Source organism: Bradyrhizobium sp. Bra64, from assembly GCF_024519875.1.
GTDB classification, from domain to species: domain Bacteria; phylum Pseudomonadota; class Alphaproteobacteria; order Rhizobiales; family Xanthobacteraceae; genus Bradyrhizobium; species Bradyrhizobium japonicum_G.
In genome coordinates, this window is the sequence record NZ_JALJRD010000021.1 from 1 (window position 1) to 15,624 (window position 15,624).

General features: G+C 64.4%; 13 protein-coding genes. 3 read left to right on the forward strand and 10 right to left on the reverse strand.

The genetic code is table 11. The features are described from left to right. Positions 1 to 428: 428 nt before the first annotated feature. Positions 429 to 2,462, reverse strand: coding sequence for a TonB-dependent siderophore receptor (locus NR187_RS32695; RefSeq protein ID WP_256809162.1), 2,034 nt, complete (start codon positions 2,460 to 2,462; stop codon positions 429 to 431). Between the two features lie 604 nt (positions 2,463 to 3,066). Further along, a complete protein-coding gene (locus NR187_RS32700; RefSeq protein ID WP_249128837.1) occupies positions 3,067 to 3,435 on the reverse strand; it encodes a hypothetical protein in 369 nt (122 codons plus the stop codon). A gap of 333 nt (positions 3,436 to 3,768) precedes the next feature. Here NR187_RS32700 and bamA point away from each other — a divergent pair, with 333 nt between their 5' ends. Beyond that, entirely contained in the window at positions 3,769 to 6,246 is a 2,478-nt protein-coding gene (gene bamA / locus NR187_RS32705) for an outer membrane protein assembly factor BamA (RefSeq protein WP_372703289.1), read from the forward strand. On the opposite strand, the gene NR187_RS32710 is transcribed toward bamA, so the two are convergent. The 8 genes from NR187_RS32710 to NR187_RS32745 all read right to left on the reverse strand — a co-directional run bounded on the left by NR187_RS32710 (position 6,247) and on the right by NR187_RS32745 (position 12,745). Next, positions 6,247 to 6,390: a hypothetical protein gene (locus tag NR187_RS32710; protein WP_249129657.1), complete on the reverse strand. Its 144-nt coding sequence runs from the start codon at positions 6,388 to 6,390 to the stop codon at positions 6,247 to 6,249. 85 nt (positions 6,391 to 6,475) lie between these two features. Further along, the gene (locus tag NR187_RS32715; protein ID WP_256809166.1) at positions 6,476 to 6,733 is read right to left on the reverse strand and encodes a hypothetical protein; all 258 of its coding nucleotides are present in this window, start codon (positions 6,731 to 6,733) and stop codon (positions 6,476 to 6,478) included. Between the two features lie 25 nt (positions 6,734 to 6,758). Then, positions 6,759 to 7,991: a Zn-dependent hydrolase gene (locus NR187_RS32720; protein ID WP_211387036.1), complete on the reverse strand. Its 1,233-nt coding sequence runs from the start codon at positions 7,989 to 7,991 to the stop codon at positions 6,759 to 6,761. Beyond that, complete coding sequence (locus NR187_RS32725; RefSeq protein ID WP_211387037.1) at positions 7,984 to 8,769, reverse strand: ABC transporter ATP-binding protein; 786 nt, start codon at positions 8,767 to 8,769, stop codon at positions 7,984 to 7,986. Before NR187_RS32725 ends, NR187_RS32720 begins: the two co-directional genes overlap by 8 nt. After that, positions 8,766 to 9,539, reverse strand: a complete 774-nt coding sequence (locus tag NR187_RS32730) for an ABC transporter permease (protein ID WP_211387115.1) — start codon at positions 9,537 to 9,539, stop codon at positions 8,766 to 8,768. Before NR187_RS32730 ends, NR187_RS32725 begins: the two co-directional genes overlap by 4 nt. A 72-nt stretch (positions 9,540 to 9,611) precedes the next feature. After that, positions 9,612 to 10,556: an ABC transporter substrate-binding protein gene (locus NR187_RS32735; RefSeq protein WP_256809167.1), complete on the reverse strand. Its 945-nt coding sequence runs from the start codon at positions 10,554 to 10,556 to the stop codon at positions 9,612 to 9,614. Between the two features lie 105 nt (positions 10,557 to 10,661). Next, positions 10,662 to 11,390, reverse strand: a complete 729-nt coding sequence (gene hutC / locus NR187_RS32740; protein ID WP_256809169.1) for a histidine utilization repressor — start codon at positions 11,388 to 11,390, stop codon at positions 10,662 to 10,664. Beyond that, a complete protein-coding gene (locus NR187_RS32745; RefSeq protein WP_256809171.1) occupies positions 11,387 to 12,745 on the reverse strand; it encodes a formimidoylglutamate deiminase in 1,359 nt (452 codons plus the stop codon). Before NR187_RS32745 ends, hutC begins: the two co-directional genes overlap by 4 nt. 100 nt (positions 12,746 to 12,845) lie before the next feature. Here NR187_RS32745 and hutI point away from each other — a divergent pair, with 100 nt between their 5' ends. Then, a complete protein-coding gene (hutI, locus tag NR187_RS32750; RefSeq protein WP_256809172.1) occupies positions 12,846 to 14,060 on the forward strand; it encodes an imidazolonepropionase in 1,215 nt (404 codons plus the stop codon). Next, on the forward strand, positions 14,057 to 15,616 hold the full coding sequence (gene hutH, locus NR187_RS32755; protein ID WP_211387042.1) for a histidine ammonia-lyase: 1,560 nt from the start codon (positions 14,057 to 14,059) through the stop codon (positions 15,614 to 15,616). The genes hutI and hutH overlap by 4 nt, the downstream gene beginning before the upstream one ends. The last annotated feature ends 8 nt before the right edge of the window (positions 15,617 to 15,624 follow it).

Here is a 15,624-nt window from a genome sequence, read left to right on the forward strand (position 1 = left end):
TTCGCGCAGCGGACCGCGGGTGCCAGCCGGCACCCGGCCTTCCCTGCGCCCTCTTGGCTTAAAGAGGGTGGAGAAACGAAGCAAAGCTCGGGCGAATTGTGCCGCGAGGATGCGAAGCCGTGCCTGCAAGTCGAAATGCGTATCGGAGGAACGCGATGCCGCCCCTTGCTCCGTCATTGCGAGCGCAGCGACTTGTCCGCCGTGGCGATGTCGAGAGATCGAGCGTCTCCCTCACTCTCGTGCCCCGGACGCAGCGCAACTTCCCCGGCGATGCGCAGCTTCGTCCGGTGCGGTGCGCTGCTGAGCCGGGGCCCATGTCTCCGCATTCCGCCATGCAACTTCCGGGTCCCGGCTCTGAGCGGCAACGCTTCGCGTTGCAGCGCGTCCGGGAGACGGGAGTGGGCAATGACGATGTGGGACGAATTCGGCTACCACCGATAGCTCAACGTGCCGAATACCTGGCGCCGCTCGCCGGCATAGCAATAACCGGCCTGGCAAGTCTGGTACTGCTTGTCGAACAGATTGGTCGCGTTCACGCGCATATAGGCGCCCTGGAATCTCCGGTCGAGCTTGCCGACATCGTAATCGATCACGGCATCGAACAATGTCTTCGCCGCATTCTCGAACGTATTCTGGTCGTCGCCGAAATTGGCGCCGATGTAGCGCGCACCGAGGCCCAGTCCCAGTCCTTCGAAAGGCGTGCCGGACTGGAACGTGTATTTGCCGAACGTCGCAAACGAGTCCCTCGGGATGCCGGAATACTGATTGCCCGTGGTATCGGCATTGCCTCGCGTGATCACGACGTTGAGATGGGTGTAGGCAGCGGTGAAATCGAAGCCTGGCTTGAGTGTCAGCCCGGCCTCGAGCTCCAGTCCCTTGGACTCGATCTGTCCGGTTGCGGCCTGGAATGCAATGTTGTCGGGATTGGTGCGCAGAACATTGTCCTGCTTGATGTCGAACACGGCGGCCGTCAACAGCAGCGGAACGTTCGGCATCTGATACTTGATGCCCGCTTCGGTCTGCTCGCCGGTGGTGGGCTTGAACGTGGCCCCTGTCACGTCGACGCCGGTTTGCGGGCTGAACGACGTGGCATAGCTGACATAGGGCGCAATTCCGTTGTCGAAGAGATAGCTCAGGCCCGCGCGGCCAATGAAGGCCGAAGGTTTCTGGGTCTCCGGCGTTCCGTCCAGCGTCGTCGTCGTGCTCTGCGAGACCCAGCTCTGACGACCATTGAGCGTCAGAATGAAGCCCCCGAACTTGGCTTGCTCCTGCACGTAGACTCCGACTTCGTCGGTCGACTGCTTGGTGAAGATCGAGAATGGCGGCGAGGATTTCGCCTGGGCGCCGTAGTTCATGGTCAGGAGATTGAGATCTGGCGCCGGCCCGTACCCGATCTTGTCGTCGTAATGCTGGTGACTGTAGTCCAGGCCGAACAGGACGGTGTTCCTGACCGCGCCAAGCATGAACTTGGCCTCGGCCTGATTGTCGAGGGTCGCCGTCTTGAGATTGTCCACGATGCGCCAGGCCGAACGCGACGCGGTCTGGGTCGTGGTGTCGAGAGAATCGATCTGGGTGTATTTCGCGTCCACGCCGACCTGATAGAACCGGAAATTCTGCCGTACCGTCCAGGTGTCGTTGACGTTGTGCTCGAACGCATAACCAATGCGGAACTGCTTCTGGTCCATGGCACTGAACGCCGGATCGTTCGAATAGATGTTGGTCAGCTTCCCGTCGGCCGTGCGCGCGTTTCCGATGCTCGCGGCAGTGCGGCTGGTCTGATATTCTCCGAGGATCGTGAACGCCGTATCGAGGTTCGGCTTCCAGGTCAGGGCCGGCGCAATATAGGCCCGGTCGTCGTCATTGCCGGGAAACCAGGTTCTTGCGTCGCGCAGCAAGCCCGTGAGCCGGTAGTACAGTTGATCGCTGCCGGGAACCGGTCCGCCGACGTCGAAACTGCCCTGGTAGCGATCGTAATTGCCCGCCTGCAACTGCACCTCGCCGAACGCAGTCATTGGTGGCCGCTTCGTCGTGACGTCGACGATGCCGCCCGGAGAGCCAAGGCCATAAAGGCCCGAGGCCGGTCCCCGGAGAATCGTCACGCTGTCGAGCCCATAGGGCTCGATCTTGGGGATCACGAAGTTGCCGCCGCCCTGACGCAGGCCGTCGCGATAGATGCCGGTGTAGGTCGCGTCGAAACCGCGAATGTAGAAGCTGTCGAAGCGTGGATCGTAGCCGAAGGCCGAGGTCGTGACGCCGGGCGTGTAGTTGATGGCGTCCTTCAGCGTCTGAACGTTGCGATCCTCCAGCTCCTTTTTGGTCACGACCGTGAGAGACTGTGGCGTTTCGATCAACGGCGTGTTGGTCTTGGTGCCGGCGGAGCTGCTGGTCGCGACATAACCGGTTGTCGCTCCGGCTGTGACGAGTCCAGTCGCCTGTGGGGTCCGATTCTGATTGGCCGCCACGTTGTTGCGCCGGCTCGCCGAAACAGGACGCAAAGACCACGTACGCTGATTGGATGCGACGTTGCTGCGCTTTTTCGCTGGGTCCGGCGCTTCGACGGTGACCGGCGGCAGGTTGCTGGTCTGGGCCTGTGCCTGGGAAGACAATGCTTCGACAGCTACGAATGCGATCGAACCCAACATCGTCGCCTCGATCGCAGCTGTCGTTCCAAGCCAACGATGTTTCCTCTCCGACAAAGCCATGCCCACGGATGATGCTTCCCAATTTCGCCGAACTGATATCGCGCGAACGCGCTGCTGCATGCAGACGCGCGTCGATCGACGCGGAGTTCTATTGGTGAAGCAGTCGGAATTCCACACGCGCAAAATGGAATTGCTTGAAGCTGCGTGTGAGCGATTTTGGAATGATTCAAGATGCGTGTGGAATAGGCGAGATGTTCGCGCGAGTTTTCGTTCGACGACCAAATCAAGCCGCGTGCGGCAGATGCGCGTACGGCCTCTCCGTTCGCGCGATCTTGGCGCTCCGATCGATGGAGTTGCCGAATGTGGCGGGGCGTTGTCGGTCGTCTCGCTTATCGAGGCGATCGCCGAGCATGTCGCAAGCCGGTCACCAGGAAATCGGGATTCGCTGCGCAAATCCGCCGAGATCGGTGTCGGGACTCAGAGGCTGGCGGTCGAGCGGCCGGTTGTTGTTGCCACGGGCGAAGGAGGTGCCTGGCGGCAACGCGTAGTCGGTGAATTTGCGCTCGCCCGGCAGCACCTCGGTCCCGCCATCCAGCCAGGACCGTTTGCTCACATAGATACGGGTGCCCGGACCGGACTGGTACGAACGGTTGGGGCCGCGCGGACCGTAGTCATAGACCGCGCCTTGTGGCGTCTGTTGTCGGTCGCGCTTGCCTGCCGTCGCGGCATGAGCGGAGAGGGTCGAGGCGAAGATGGCGACCAGCGCCGTTCCGGTCATGACAAGCGCGTTCATCGGCAAATACCCCATGCGAGTTCCTGATGCCGTCGCCTCTCGCACCCGCCTGGAGGTCTGTAAAGAATTCGGACGTTGCGCGATGTTTCCGGACGCCTGCATGGGCGGGCCCCATGCGGGGCAGCTTCGACGTCGGCCATTCGCCGCCGACAGCGCGCGTGGTCGTCGCGGCCGCGACGCCCGCGCGGCCGCTCACCCCATCAAATTCAACGACCGGAAACAGTGCAGCAATCTCAAAGCCACACCGCGGCCACAGCCGTTTCGTTTCAGAGCAGGTGAGTGTTCTTGAGGTGTGGAATGTCGTTTTTGCGGACCTGGCTGATCGTTGTGGTGATGTGCGGCGTAACGATTGCAAGCTCACTTCCGCTTGCCCTGTTGCCGCAACCGGCCGCCGCGCAGGCGGCGGAGGCGATCGTGGTCGAAGGTAACCGCCGCGTCGAGGCCGAGACGGTTCGTTCCTACTTCAGGCCGGGCGCAGGCGGCCGCCTCGATCAGCCCGCGATCGATGCGGGTCTCAAGGCGCTGGTCGGGACCGGCCTGTTTCAGGACGTGAAGATCGGCCAGGCCGGCGGCCATCTCGTGGTGTCGGTGGTGGAAAATGCCGTGATCGGCCGCATTGCCTTCGAGGGCAACAAGAAGATCAAGGACGAGCAGCTCTCGGCCGAAATCCAGTCCAAGTCGCGCGGGACTTTCTCGCGGGCCCTGGTGCAGTCGGACACGCTGCGCATCGCCGAGATCTACCGCCGTTCGGGCCGCTACGACGTGCGCGTCACGCCCGAAATCATCGAGCAGCCGAGCAATCGCGTCGACCTCATCTTCACGGTCCAGGAAGGCGTCAAGACCGGCGTCAAATCGGTCGAGTTCATCGGCAACAGCGCCTACTCGGCTTCGCGTCTGCGCGACGTGATCAAGACGCGTGAGAGCAATCTGCTCAGCTTCCTCGGCAACAACGACATCTATGATCCCGACCGCGTCGAAGCCGACCGCGACCTGCTCCGCCGCTTCTATCTCAAGAACGGCTTTGCCGACGTCCAGGTCGTGGCCGCGCTCACCGAATACGATCCGGAGAAGAAGGGCTTTCTCGTCACCTTCAAGATCGAGGAAGGCTCCCAGTACCGCGTCGGCAGCGTCGACTTCCGCTCCAGCATTCCGAACTTCGATCCCAGTTCGTTGCGGAGCTTTTCCCGCGTCAACGTCGGCTCGCTCTACAACGTCGAATCGGTCGAGAAGTCTACCGAAGAGATGCAGGTGGAGGCCTCGCGCCGCGGTTATGCCTTCGCCGTGGTTCGTCCCGGCGGCGACCGCAACTTCGAGGCGCACACCGTGTCGGTCGTGTTCAACGTCGACGAGGGCCCGCGCACCTATATCGAGCGCATCAACCTTCGCGGCAACACCCGCACGCGCGACTACGTCATCCGTCGGGAATTCGATATCTCCGAGGGCGACGCCTACAACCGCGCCCTGGTCGACCGTGCCGAGCGGCGCCTGAAGAACCTCGACTACTTCAAGAGCGTCAAGATCGTCACCGAGCCGGGCTCGTCGAGCGACCGCGTGATCCTGATCGTCGACATGGAAGAGAAATCGACCGGTGACTTCTCAGTCTCCGGCGGTTACTCCACGACCGACGGCGCGCTGGCCGAAGTCTCGATTTCCGAACGCAACCTGTTCGGCAAGGGGCTCTACGCCAAGGCGTCGGTCAGCTATGGCCAGTATTCGCGCGGCATATCGCTGTCGTTCGTCGAGCCGTATCTGCTCGATTACCGCCTTGCACTCGGAATGGATGTCACCTGGCGCCAGCAATTGTCGAACAGCTACACCAGCTACGGCGTGACGACGCTAGGATTCTCGCCGCGCCTGGGCTTTGCGCTGCGCGAAGATCTCTCGCTCCAGCTGCGCTACTCGCTCTACCAGCAGAGCATCACGCTCGCCAGCGCCTATAACAACTGCAACAACAACGCGGCCAACTCGTCGCTGGCGTACAACCCGACACCGGCCTACATCAAGAACGTCCTCGGCGGCGTGGACCCGACCAATTCCACGGATTCTGGCGTCTACGGATACGGTTGCTACGGCGACGGCGAGTCGAGCCTGCCGGTCCGAAAGGAGCTGGCGAACGGCCGGACCTGGACCTCGGCGCTCGGCTACACGCTGACCTACAACACGCTCGACAACACCAAGAACCCGACCGACGGTCTGCTGATCGATTTCAAACAAGACTTCGCGGGGGTCGGCGGCGACGTGACCTATCTGAAGACTGCGATGGACGCCAAGTACTACACGCCGCTGGTCTCCGAGATCGTCAGCGTGATCCACTTCCAGGGCGGCATCCTCAGCAAGCTCGGCGACCAGGACTTGCGCATGCTGGATCACTTCCAGATGGGGCCGAACCTCGTGCGCGGCTTTGCCTCAAACGGCATAGGTCCGCGCGACATCACCTACGCAAGCCTAGGTGTCAGCGGCGATGCCCTCGGCGGCACGAAATATTGGGGCGCGTCGATGGAACTGCAGATGCCGTTCTGGTTCCTGCCCAAGGAGGTCGGCCTGAAGGGCGCGGTCTACGCCGATGCCGGCTCGCTCTGGGGTTATCAGGGGCCGACGTCCTGGACGGCCACCGGCGAGGTCAACACCAAGGCCTGCCCGACCTGCGGATTGCAATATGACGACGGCAACACGGTGCGATCGTCGGTCGGCGTCGGCCTGATCTGGGCCTCGCCGTTCGGGCCGCTGCGCTTCGACTATGCCGTGCCGATCACGAAGGGCAAATACGATACCGTCCAGGAATTCAGGTTCGGCGGCGGCACGTCGTTCTGATCAGGGAATGGCGGGCTGCGTCTCGGTCAGCGGTATCCAGCCGGATTCATCGCGCTGGAACAGCGGGCAGCCGTATACCGCCCGAACCGGGAAGGGCACGGACAGCATTGCGGTCGCGGCCTCCCAGCGATTGGTTTGCTTCATCGCAACGACCATGCCGGCAATGTCGGCGCCAATTCACTGCAACAGACGCACGGCTGCGATCGCGGTTGCGCCGGTCGAGATCGCATCATCGCGCCTGTGTCGCCATATGGTCCGCCAGCGCTGCGACAACGCGATTTGAGGCCTGGTTCGCGATGAGCGAAGCGACGGCGCGATCGCCATCGGGAAGCTGACGCAGGGGCAGGACGAGGATGCTGCCGCACGGCAGTGTCAAGGGATAGCCGAAGCGATAGAGTGACGTCGCCGGGAAGCGTGCGGGGATCTCCCGCGTCAGATCCTGCCAATAGCCGGTCGTAGGCTCCGTATAAGGTTCACTCGCGGTCATGACCCTCGCACACAGATTGGATCCGTCAGCCCGTCAGTATCCGCCGGCAGGCGTCCACGAACACCTGCGCGCCGGTGACGATATCGGCGTCGGCGGTGTTCTCGGTCCAGTGATGGCTGATGCCGCCGATCGACGGCACGAACAGCATGCCCGCGGGCATGATCGTCGCGAGCATCTGCGCATCGTGGCCGGCGCCACTGGGCATGCGAACGGATCGTCCGCCGGCCAGGGCCTTGCTGGCGGCTTCGATCGCATCCTGGATACCCGCGTTCATCATGGCGGGCGCGCCGGTACGGAGTTTCTCCACGGTGACGGTGCAGGGGCCCTGCGCGCTGACATCGGCCGCCATGGCCTTCAGCAACCCCTCCAGCCGCGCAATGACGGTCGGATCGTCGTCGCGGATCTGGAACAGCATCTCTGCCCCGCCGGGGATGATGCTGGGCGCGCCCGGATCGAGCGTGATGCGACCGGTGGTCCAGACAGTGCGCGGACCGCACGCGGCCGGGAAGCGCTCGTCGATCGCAACGCAGAATTTGGCCAGCGCTAGCCCGGCATCCTTGCGCGCCGCCATGCGCGTGGTGCCGGCGTGGTTCTGCGCGCCGACAAAATTGATCTGGTATTGCCAAATGCCGACGATGGAGGTCACGACGCCGACCGCAAGGCCTTCGCTCTCAAGCGTGTCGCCCTGCTCGATATGTGCCTCCAGATATCCGACGTGACGGCCCGGCTCGGCGTTGGTGCGCGGTCGTCCTGCGAGCCCCATGTCGGCGAGCGCCGCGCGCATGGTGCGACCGCTGGTGCGGTCGCGGGCGGCGTCGATGTCGGCTTCGGTCACCTGCCCGACGTAGGAGCGCGAGCCGAGGAAGTGCCCAAAATGTCCTTCCTCGTCGCACCAGGCGGCGACCTCGACGGCGCCATTGAGCGAAGCATCGGCATTGAGCGCGCGGGCGGCCTCAAGTGCATAGACGACACCGAGCGGGCCATCGAGCCAGCCGGCGTAATTCTGGCTTTCCAGGTGCGAGCCCGCCAGCAGCTTCGGTGCGGCCTTCGCGCTGGTGCCGAAGACGTTGCCGATCCCGTCGATCGCGGCCGCGAGGCCGGCCTCGGGCAGCTTGTGTACCAGCCAGTCCAGCGATTGCTTGTGCGGTTCGGAGAAGGTCGGCTTGTGCACGCCGGTCTTGTAGGCGCCGATGGCGCGGAGGGCATTGAGATCGGCAAGAACCCGCATCCCGTTTGCGCGCGGAAAAGTGTCAGGCATGTTCGGCAACCTTCAACGCCTCGGTACGGATCTCCTCGACCAGCCGTTCCTTGAGCTGGACGAATTCGGCTGTGGTCTTGATCTTGTAGGAGCGCGGATGCGGCAGGTCCACATTGATCTCGGCCTTGATCCGACCGGGACGGGCGCTCATGACGATGACGCGGCTGCCGAGGAAGATCGCTTCCTCGATGTCGTGGGTGACGAACAGCACGGTCTTCTGGTCGCGCTCCCAGATCCCCAGCAGCATCTCCTGCATCAGGGCGCGGGTCTGGTTGTCGAGCGCGCCGAAGGGCTCGTCGAGCAGCAGGATCTTCGGATCGTTGGCGAGCGCGCGGGCGATTGCGGTGCGCTGCTGCATGCCGCCGGAGAGCTGCTTTGGCCAGTGGTTCTCGAAGCCGGACAATCCGACCTGGCGGATGAAGGCGTCAGCGATCTTGTTCCGCTGGTCCTGCGGCACGCCGCGCTCGCGCAGGCCGAAGGCGATGTTCTCGCGCACGGTCAGCCAGGGGAACAGCGTGTAGGACTGGAACACCATGCCGCGATCGGCGCCCGGGCCGGTCACCTCGCGACCGTCGAGCACCACACGGCCGCCGGTCGGACGATCGAGGCCGGCAACGATGCGCAGCAGCGTGGACTTGCCGCAGCCGGAGGGGCCGAGGATGGTGACGAAGTCGTTATTGCCGATGGTGAGATCTGTCGGCTCCAGCGCCCTGGTCGGCGCGTTGCCGTGGCGCGCGGGGAAGGTCCGCGAGACCTGCTCGATCTTGAGCGTGGTCATGCCAGCCTCCACGGAAACAGCCAGGCGTTGAACGCCTTGAACAGGAAGTCCGAGAGCAGGCCGATCAGCCCTATCACGATGATGCCGAAGATGATCTGGCCGGTGTTGAGTAGCGCCTGGCTGTCGGTGATCATGTGGCCGATGCCCGAGGACGAGCCGATCAGCTCGGCGACGATGACATAGGTCCAGGCCCAGCCCAGCACCAGCCGCAGGATTTCCGCGATCTCGGGCGCGGAGGAGGGCAGCAGCACGCGGCGGATGATGCCGCGGTCGTTGGCCCCCAGCGTATAGGCCGCCTCGACCAGATCGCGCCGGGTGGTACCCACGGTGACCGCGACCATCAGAATGACCTGGAACACCGACCCGATGAAGATGACGAGCAGTTTCTGCAACTCGCCGATGCCGGCCCACAGGATCAGGAGTGGGATAAAGGCCGAGGCGGGCAAATAGCGCGCGAAGGAAACAAAGGGTTCGAGAAAGGCTTCGACCGGCTTGTAGGCACCCATCAACACGCCGAGCGGCACCGCGATGATCGCGGCGAGCACAAATCCGCCGACGACGCGCCAGATCGTCATGCCGATGTCGAACAGGAAGCCCTGCTTGGTGATCAGGTCGACGCCTTCCTGCACCATGGTCAGCGGGTTGGCGAGGAACACTTTCGACACATGGCCGCCGAAGGTCGCCCACGACCAGAGGGCGACGAACACCGCGAAGAACGCAAGCCCATAGGCAACGCGCTGCTTCGACGTCACGGGATCCAGGGGACGCATCAAGGGTCTATCCGGGCGGTGAACAGATTTGCCGGCCCCGTCGCGGGACGAGGCCGGCGGCTTCTTGCAGATCTACTTGATGTAGCTCGCGTCGAAGAGGTCCTCGACCTTCGGCGCGGCCTTGATGATGCCGATCTCGAGCAGGAGGTCGGCTGCTTCCTTGTTGAAGGTCAGGAAGTCGCCGGCGAAGAACTTTTGGTTCGCGGCCTTGTCCTGCCAGCGCAGATACTTTGCCGAGTTGCCGAAAGCCTCGCCGGTCTGCTTCACGTCGGCGCCCATGATCTCATAGGCCTTGACCTGATCCTTGGCGATCATGTCGAGGGCCTCGAAATAGCTGTCGGCGAGCGCCTTGGCCGCCTTGGGATTCTCGGTGAGGAATTTCGGCGTGCAGCCGAACGTGTCCATGACCATCGGATAGTCGAGCGTGGTCGCGATGATCTTGCCCTTGTCGGGCGCGGCACGAACCGTGGAGAGATACGGCTCATAGGTCATGGCGGCATCGTTCTGGCCGGACACGAAGGCCTGCGCTGCAGCCGCCGGCTCAAGGTTCACGACAGTGACGTCCTTCACCGACAAGCCATTCTTCTTCAGCATCCAGGCCAGCGCGAAATAGGGCGAGGTGCCGGGCGCGGAGGCCGCAACCGTCTTGCCTTTCAGGTCCTTGATCGCGGCGAGATCGTTGCGCACCGCCATGCCGTCGGCACCATAGCTCTTGTCGAGCTGGAAGATCTGCTTGGTCGCAACGCCATTGGCGTTCCAGGAAATCCAGGTCTCGACCGTCGTCGCCGCGCACTGGACGTCGCCGGAGGCGATCGCGAGGTGGCGGTCCTTCTGCGGGATCTTCTTAATGGTGACGTCGAGGCCGTTCTTCTTGAAGATGCCGGCTTCTTTTGCCAGCGTCAGCGGCGCAAAGCCGGTCCATCCGGAGATGCCGACACCTACCTTGACGTCGTCGGCGAGCACCGGAGTGGAAGCCGCGAGGGCAATGATTGTCGCAAAAACTTTCGAACTACGCATGATTGTCGTCCTCTTGCCGATCGATGGATTGACGTCCTGTTGATCATTGTCGGTCCCAATGGACCGTTGCCCGAATCGTTGCACGATTTGTGCCGACATATCCTCTCAGCCTCCCTTGAATCGGGCGACAAGGCGGTGAGAGTCACCGGGATAAAGTAGCCGCACCGCGGTGATGGTGCGTGCGCTGCGCCAGGTATAGCGATCGATCACCAGGCAGGGTGCGCCGACGGCGATGTCGAGCGCTTCCGCCGTGCGATCATCCGCGACGATGGCGCTGATCGTATGCTCGGCTTCCGTCCATGGGACATGATGAAGCAGCCACGAGCCGGGCGGCTCGCGCGAGAAATCCGCGGTCGCGGCATCCGGCACCGACGACAAATCGATCAGCCTGTCCTCGACGGCAAATGGCACCTTATCCGCACTGTGCCGGCAGGTGATCGCAACCACCTTGCCGGCCTTCCTGACGCCGAGACGCTCGCGGTCGGCAGCGGTCGCAGTGCGGAGCTTGCGGCCGATCAGTTCGTAGCCGTAGCCGCGGCCGAGCGCGGTAATCTCGGCGCGAATGTCGGCGATCTTGAGCACGGCAGACTGGTGTTGCGGCCGGCGGACGAAAGAGCCCGCGCGCCGCCGCCGCTCGATCAGGTCGGCTTGCGCGAGCTCAGACAATGCCTTGTTCACGGTCATGCGCGAGCAGCCGTAGCGCGCGACCAGTTCGTGCTCGAACGGGATGCGATGTCCAGGCGGCCACTCGCCGGTCAGGATGCGCTTCTCGATGTCAGCCCGGATCCGCTTGTAGAGCGTCGGCTGGTCAGGAGCAGCAGTGGCGAGACTCATGCAATGAGCCTCCGCACCGATGCGTTGAAGTCTTCGCGCGCGCGCTGTCGTTGTCTGTGCCGGCCAGCTTCGACGACCTTGCGGCCGCCGGCCCAGACGCAATCGATCGCGCCACTGCCCGCCGCAAAGATCCAGCCGTCGATGGCCGCATCGCGCTGGCGCCCCGCAAGCGACGGATGATCTATGTCGAGCGTAACGATGTCGGCGCATGCACCGGGCATAAGTCCGACCGTCCCTTGTGCCAATGCCTGCGCACCACCAGCGAGCGCATGATCGAACAGCGTGCGTCCTGTCGAGCGGCCCGCTCCCGCGGAGAGCACGTTGCGCTCGCGGTGCTTGAGCCGCTGACCGTATTCGAGCTGGCGCAACTCGTCGGCGACGCCCACGAGCACATTGGAATCGGTACCTACACCGAAGGCGCCGCTGGCATCGAGGAATTCGCGGGCCGGAAAGATGCCGTCGCCGAGGCTCGCCTCGGTGATGGGGCAGAGGCCGGCGACCGCGCCTGTCTTGGCGAAGGCGGCCACTTCCTCATTGGTGGTGTGGGTCGCGTGGATGAGGCACCAGCGTTGATCGACGGGCGCATGCTCCAGGAGCCATTGCACCGGCCGCCGTCCCGACCAGGCCAGGCAATCCTCGACCTCTTTCACCTGCTCGGCGGCATGAATGTGCACGGGCCCGCCGTCTGCGAGCGGAATGATGGCTGCAAGTTCCTCCGGCGTCACCGCGCGCAAACTGTGCGGGGCGATGCCGATATTCGCGCCCGGCAATGCTGCGATCGCCTTGCGCGATGCGCTCATCAAATCGGCGAATTGATCGACCGAGCAGATGAAACGGCGCTGGCCGTCATGCGCCGCCGCGCCGCCGAACGAGCCATGCGCATAGAAACTCGGCAGCAGGGTCAGCCCAATGCCCGACGATTCGGCGGCCTGCGCGATGCGCGCGGCCATCTCGCCGAGGTCCGCGTAGTGCGAGCCGTCGCGATCATGGTGCAGATAATGGAACTCGCCGACGCGGGTAAAGCCCTGCTCCAGCATCTCGACATACAGCAGTGTCGCGACGGCGACGACGTCATCCGGCGTAATCGCCAGCGCGAAACGGTACATCGTCTCGCGCCAGGTCCAGAAGGTGTCGGTGCTGTCGCCGCGCAGCTCCGCAAGTCCCGCCATGCCGCGCTGGAATGCGTGGCTGTGCAGGCTCGCCAATCCCGGCAGCGCGATTTCGTGGCGCTCGTCGCCGACGGACGGCGCCACGCCCGGCGTTACCTCGGCAATCGCGCCGGCGGTGATCACCACCTGCACGTCATTGGCCCAGCCCGAAGGCAGGAGCGCGGAGGCGAAATGCAGTCGTGTCATGTTTCCATGCCGGCTGGACAGAACCGCCCCACGATTATATGTCTAGACATATAAGTCAAGCATCCCAGGGCGCACGGATAGCCGCGGAAGGGACGATTGCATGGCAGAACGTTTCGACCGGATCTGGCATAATGCCCGCCTCGCCACGATGCGGGCCGACCGTCCCGATCTCGGCGAGATCGAGCGCGGCGTCATCGCCACGCGCGGCGGCCACATCGTCCATGCCGGCGCAAAAGCTGACTTTCCGGCGGATGCGGACGCGATCGAGCGGATCGATTGCGAGGGGCGCTGGATCACGCCGGGCCTCGTCGATTGTCACACCCATCTCGTCTATGGCGGCAATCGCGCGCATGAATTCGAACTGCGCCTGAAGGGCGCGAGCTACGAGGAGGTCGCGCGCGCCGGCGGCGGCATCGTCTCGACGGTAGCCGCGACGCGCAAGGCAAGCGAGGCCGAGCTCGTGGCAGGCGCGCTGCCGCGGCTCGATGCGTTGATCGGCGAGGGCGCCACCACGGTCGAGGTCAAGTCCGGCTATGGTCTCGATGCCGGGACCGAGATGAGGCAGCTGGCGGCCGCGCGCAGCCTCGGCCGACAGCGGCCGGTTGCGATCCGTACGTCCTTTCTCGGCGCACATGCGCTGCCGGTCGAAGCAGAGGGTGATAAGGATCGTTACATCGATCTGGTCTGCAACGAGATGCTGCCCGCGGTGGCAAAGGCCGGTCTCGCCGATGCCGTCGACGCCTTCATGGAGGGCATCGCTTTTTCAGGCGAGCAGACCGCGCGGGTCTTCGAGACGGCGAGGGGACTTGGGCTGCCGGTCAAGCTTCACGCCGACCAGCTGTCGAATCTCGGCGGTGCTGCGCTTGCTGCAAAATTCTCGGCGCTTTCGGCCGATCATCTCGAGCACACGGACGAGGCCGGCGTTGCCGCGATGGCGAAGGCCGGCACGGTGGCTGTGCTGCTGCCCGGCGCCTTCTACTTCATCCGCGAGACGCAGAAGCCGCCAATCGAAGCGTTCCGCAAGCACGGCGTGCCTATGGCGCTGGCAACCGACTGCAATCCCGGCAGCTCACCGATGACCTCGCTCCTGCTCGGGATGAACATGGGCGCGACGCTGTTCCGGATGACAGTCGCCGAATGCCTCGCTGGTGTCACCCGCGAAGGCGCGCGTGCTCTTGGCGTGCTCCAGGAGACCGGCACGCTGGAAGCCAGCAAATGGTGCGACCTCGCGATCTGGGACATCGAGCGGCCCGCCGAGCTGGTCTATCGCATCGGCTTCAATCCGCTGCATCGCCGGGTGTGGAGGGGACAGTGACGGAGCAGGACGCAGCGGTCGTCGTCAAGCCTGGAGCGGTCAGCCTCGACGAACTCGTGCGCGTGCTGGAGGGCGCGCCCGTCGTGCTCGATGCCTCGTTCTGGCCGCGCGTCGAGGCGGCTGCGGCGATCGTCGCGAAGGCCGCTCAGGCCGCAGCGCCTGTCTACGGAATCAATACCGGCTTCGGGAAGCTGGCCTCGAAGCGGATTCCGCCCGATCAGACCGCGCTGCTTCAGCGCAATCTCATCGTCTCGCATTGCTGCGGCGTCGGTCCGGCGACGCCGCAGCCGATCGTTCGGCTGATGATGGCGCTGAAGATCGTCTCGCTCGGGCGTGGTGCCTCCGGCGTCCGCCGCGAGGTGATCGAGCAGTTGCAGGACATGCTGGCGCGGCGCGTCTCGCCGCTGGTGCCGCAGCAGGGTTCGGTCGGCGCCTCCGGCGATCTCGCGCCGCTTGCGCACATGACGGCGGTGATGATCGGTGAAGGGCAGGCGATCGTCGATGGCAGGACAGTATCGGGCAGCGAAGCGCTCACCGCCGCCGGCCTCGCGCCGCTGACGCTCGGCCCCAAGGAGGGGCTCGCGCTGATCAACGGAACGCAGTTCTCGACCGCCTATGCCATGGCCGGCGGGCTGCGCGCATTTCGCCTGGCGCGCGCGGCGCTCGTCACCGGCGCGCTGTCCGTGGACGCGGCAATGGCCTCGACAGCCCCGTTCCGTCCGGAAATTCAGGCGCTGCGCGGCCATGCCGGGCAGATCGCGGCGGCGGCAGCCCTGATGGCGCTGCTCGACGGCAGCGACATCCGCCTGTCGCATCTCGAAGGCGACGAGCGCGTGCAGGATCCCTATTGCCTGCGCTGCCAGCCACAGGTCGCCGGTGCCGCTCTCGATCTGATCACGCAGGCCGCGCGCACGCTGATCGTCGAGGCCAATGCCGTCACCGACAATCCGCTCGTCCTGGTCGAGACCGGTGAGATCGTCTCGGGCGGCAATTTCCACGCAGAGCCGGTGGCGTTTGCGGCCGATACAATTGCGCTTGCGCTGTCGGAAATTGGCGCGATCAGCGAACGGCGGATCGCGACGCTGGTCGATCCCGCGCTCAATTTTGGCCTGCCGCCATTCCTGACGCCTGATCCCGGCATCAATTCCGGCTTCATGATCGCCGAGGTGACGGCGGCCGCGCTCTATGCCGAGAACAAGCAGCGCGCGGCGGCCTGCTCGATCGACTCGACGCCGACGAGCGCCAATCAGGAAGACCACGTCTCGATGGCCGCGCATGCTGCACGGCGCCTGTCGGACATGGCCGACAATCTCGCCGCCATCCTCGGCATCGAGCTTCTGGTCGCCGCCCAAGGCATCACGCTGCGCGCGCCGCACGCGACCAGCGCGCCGCTAGTCGCCGTCATTGCCGCGCTTCGCGAACATGTGCCGGCGCTCGGTGCCGATCGGTACATGGCCGGGGATCTCGCCAAGGCCGCCGCGCTCGTCGAGGCCGATGCGCTGCCGGCCGTGGCACTCACGGCGCTTCCGACCGATCCGTTCCCGAAGCTTGACTGAAGAGGTTT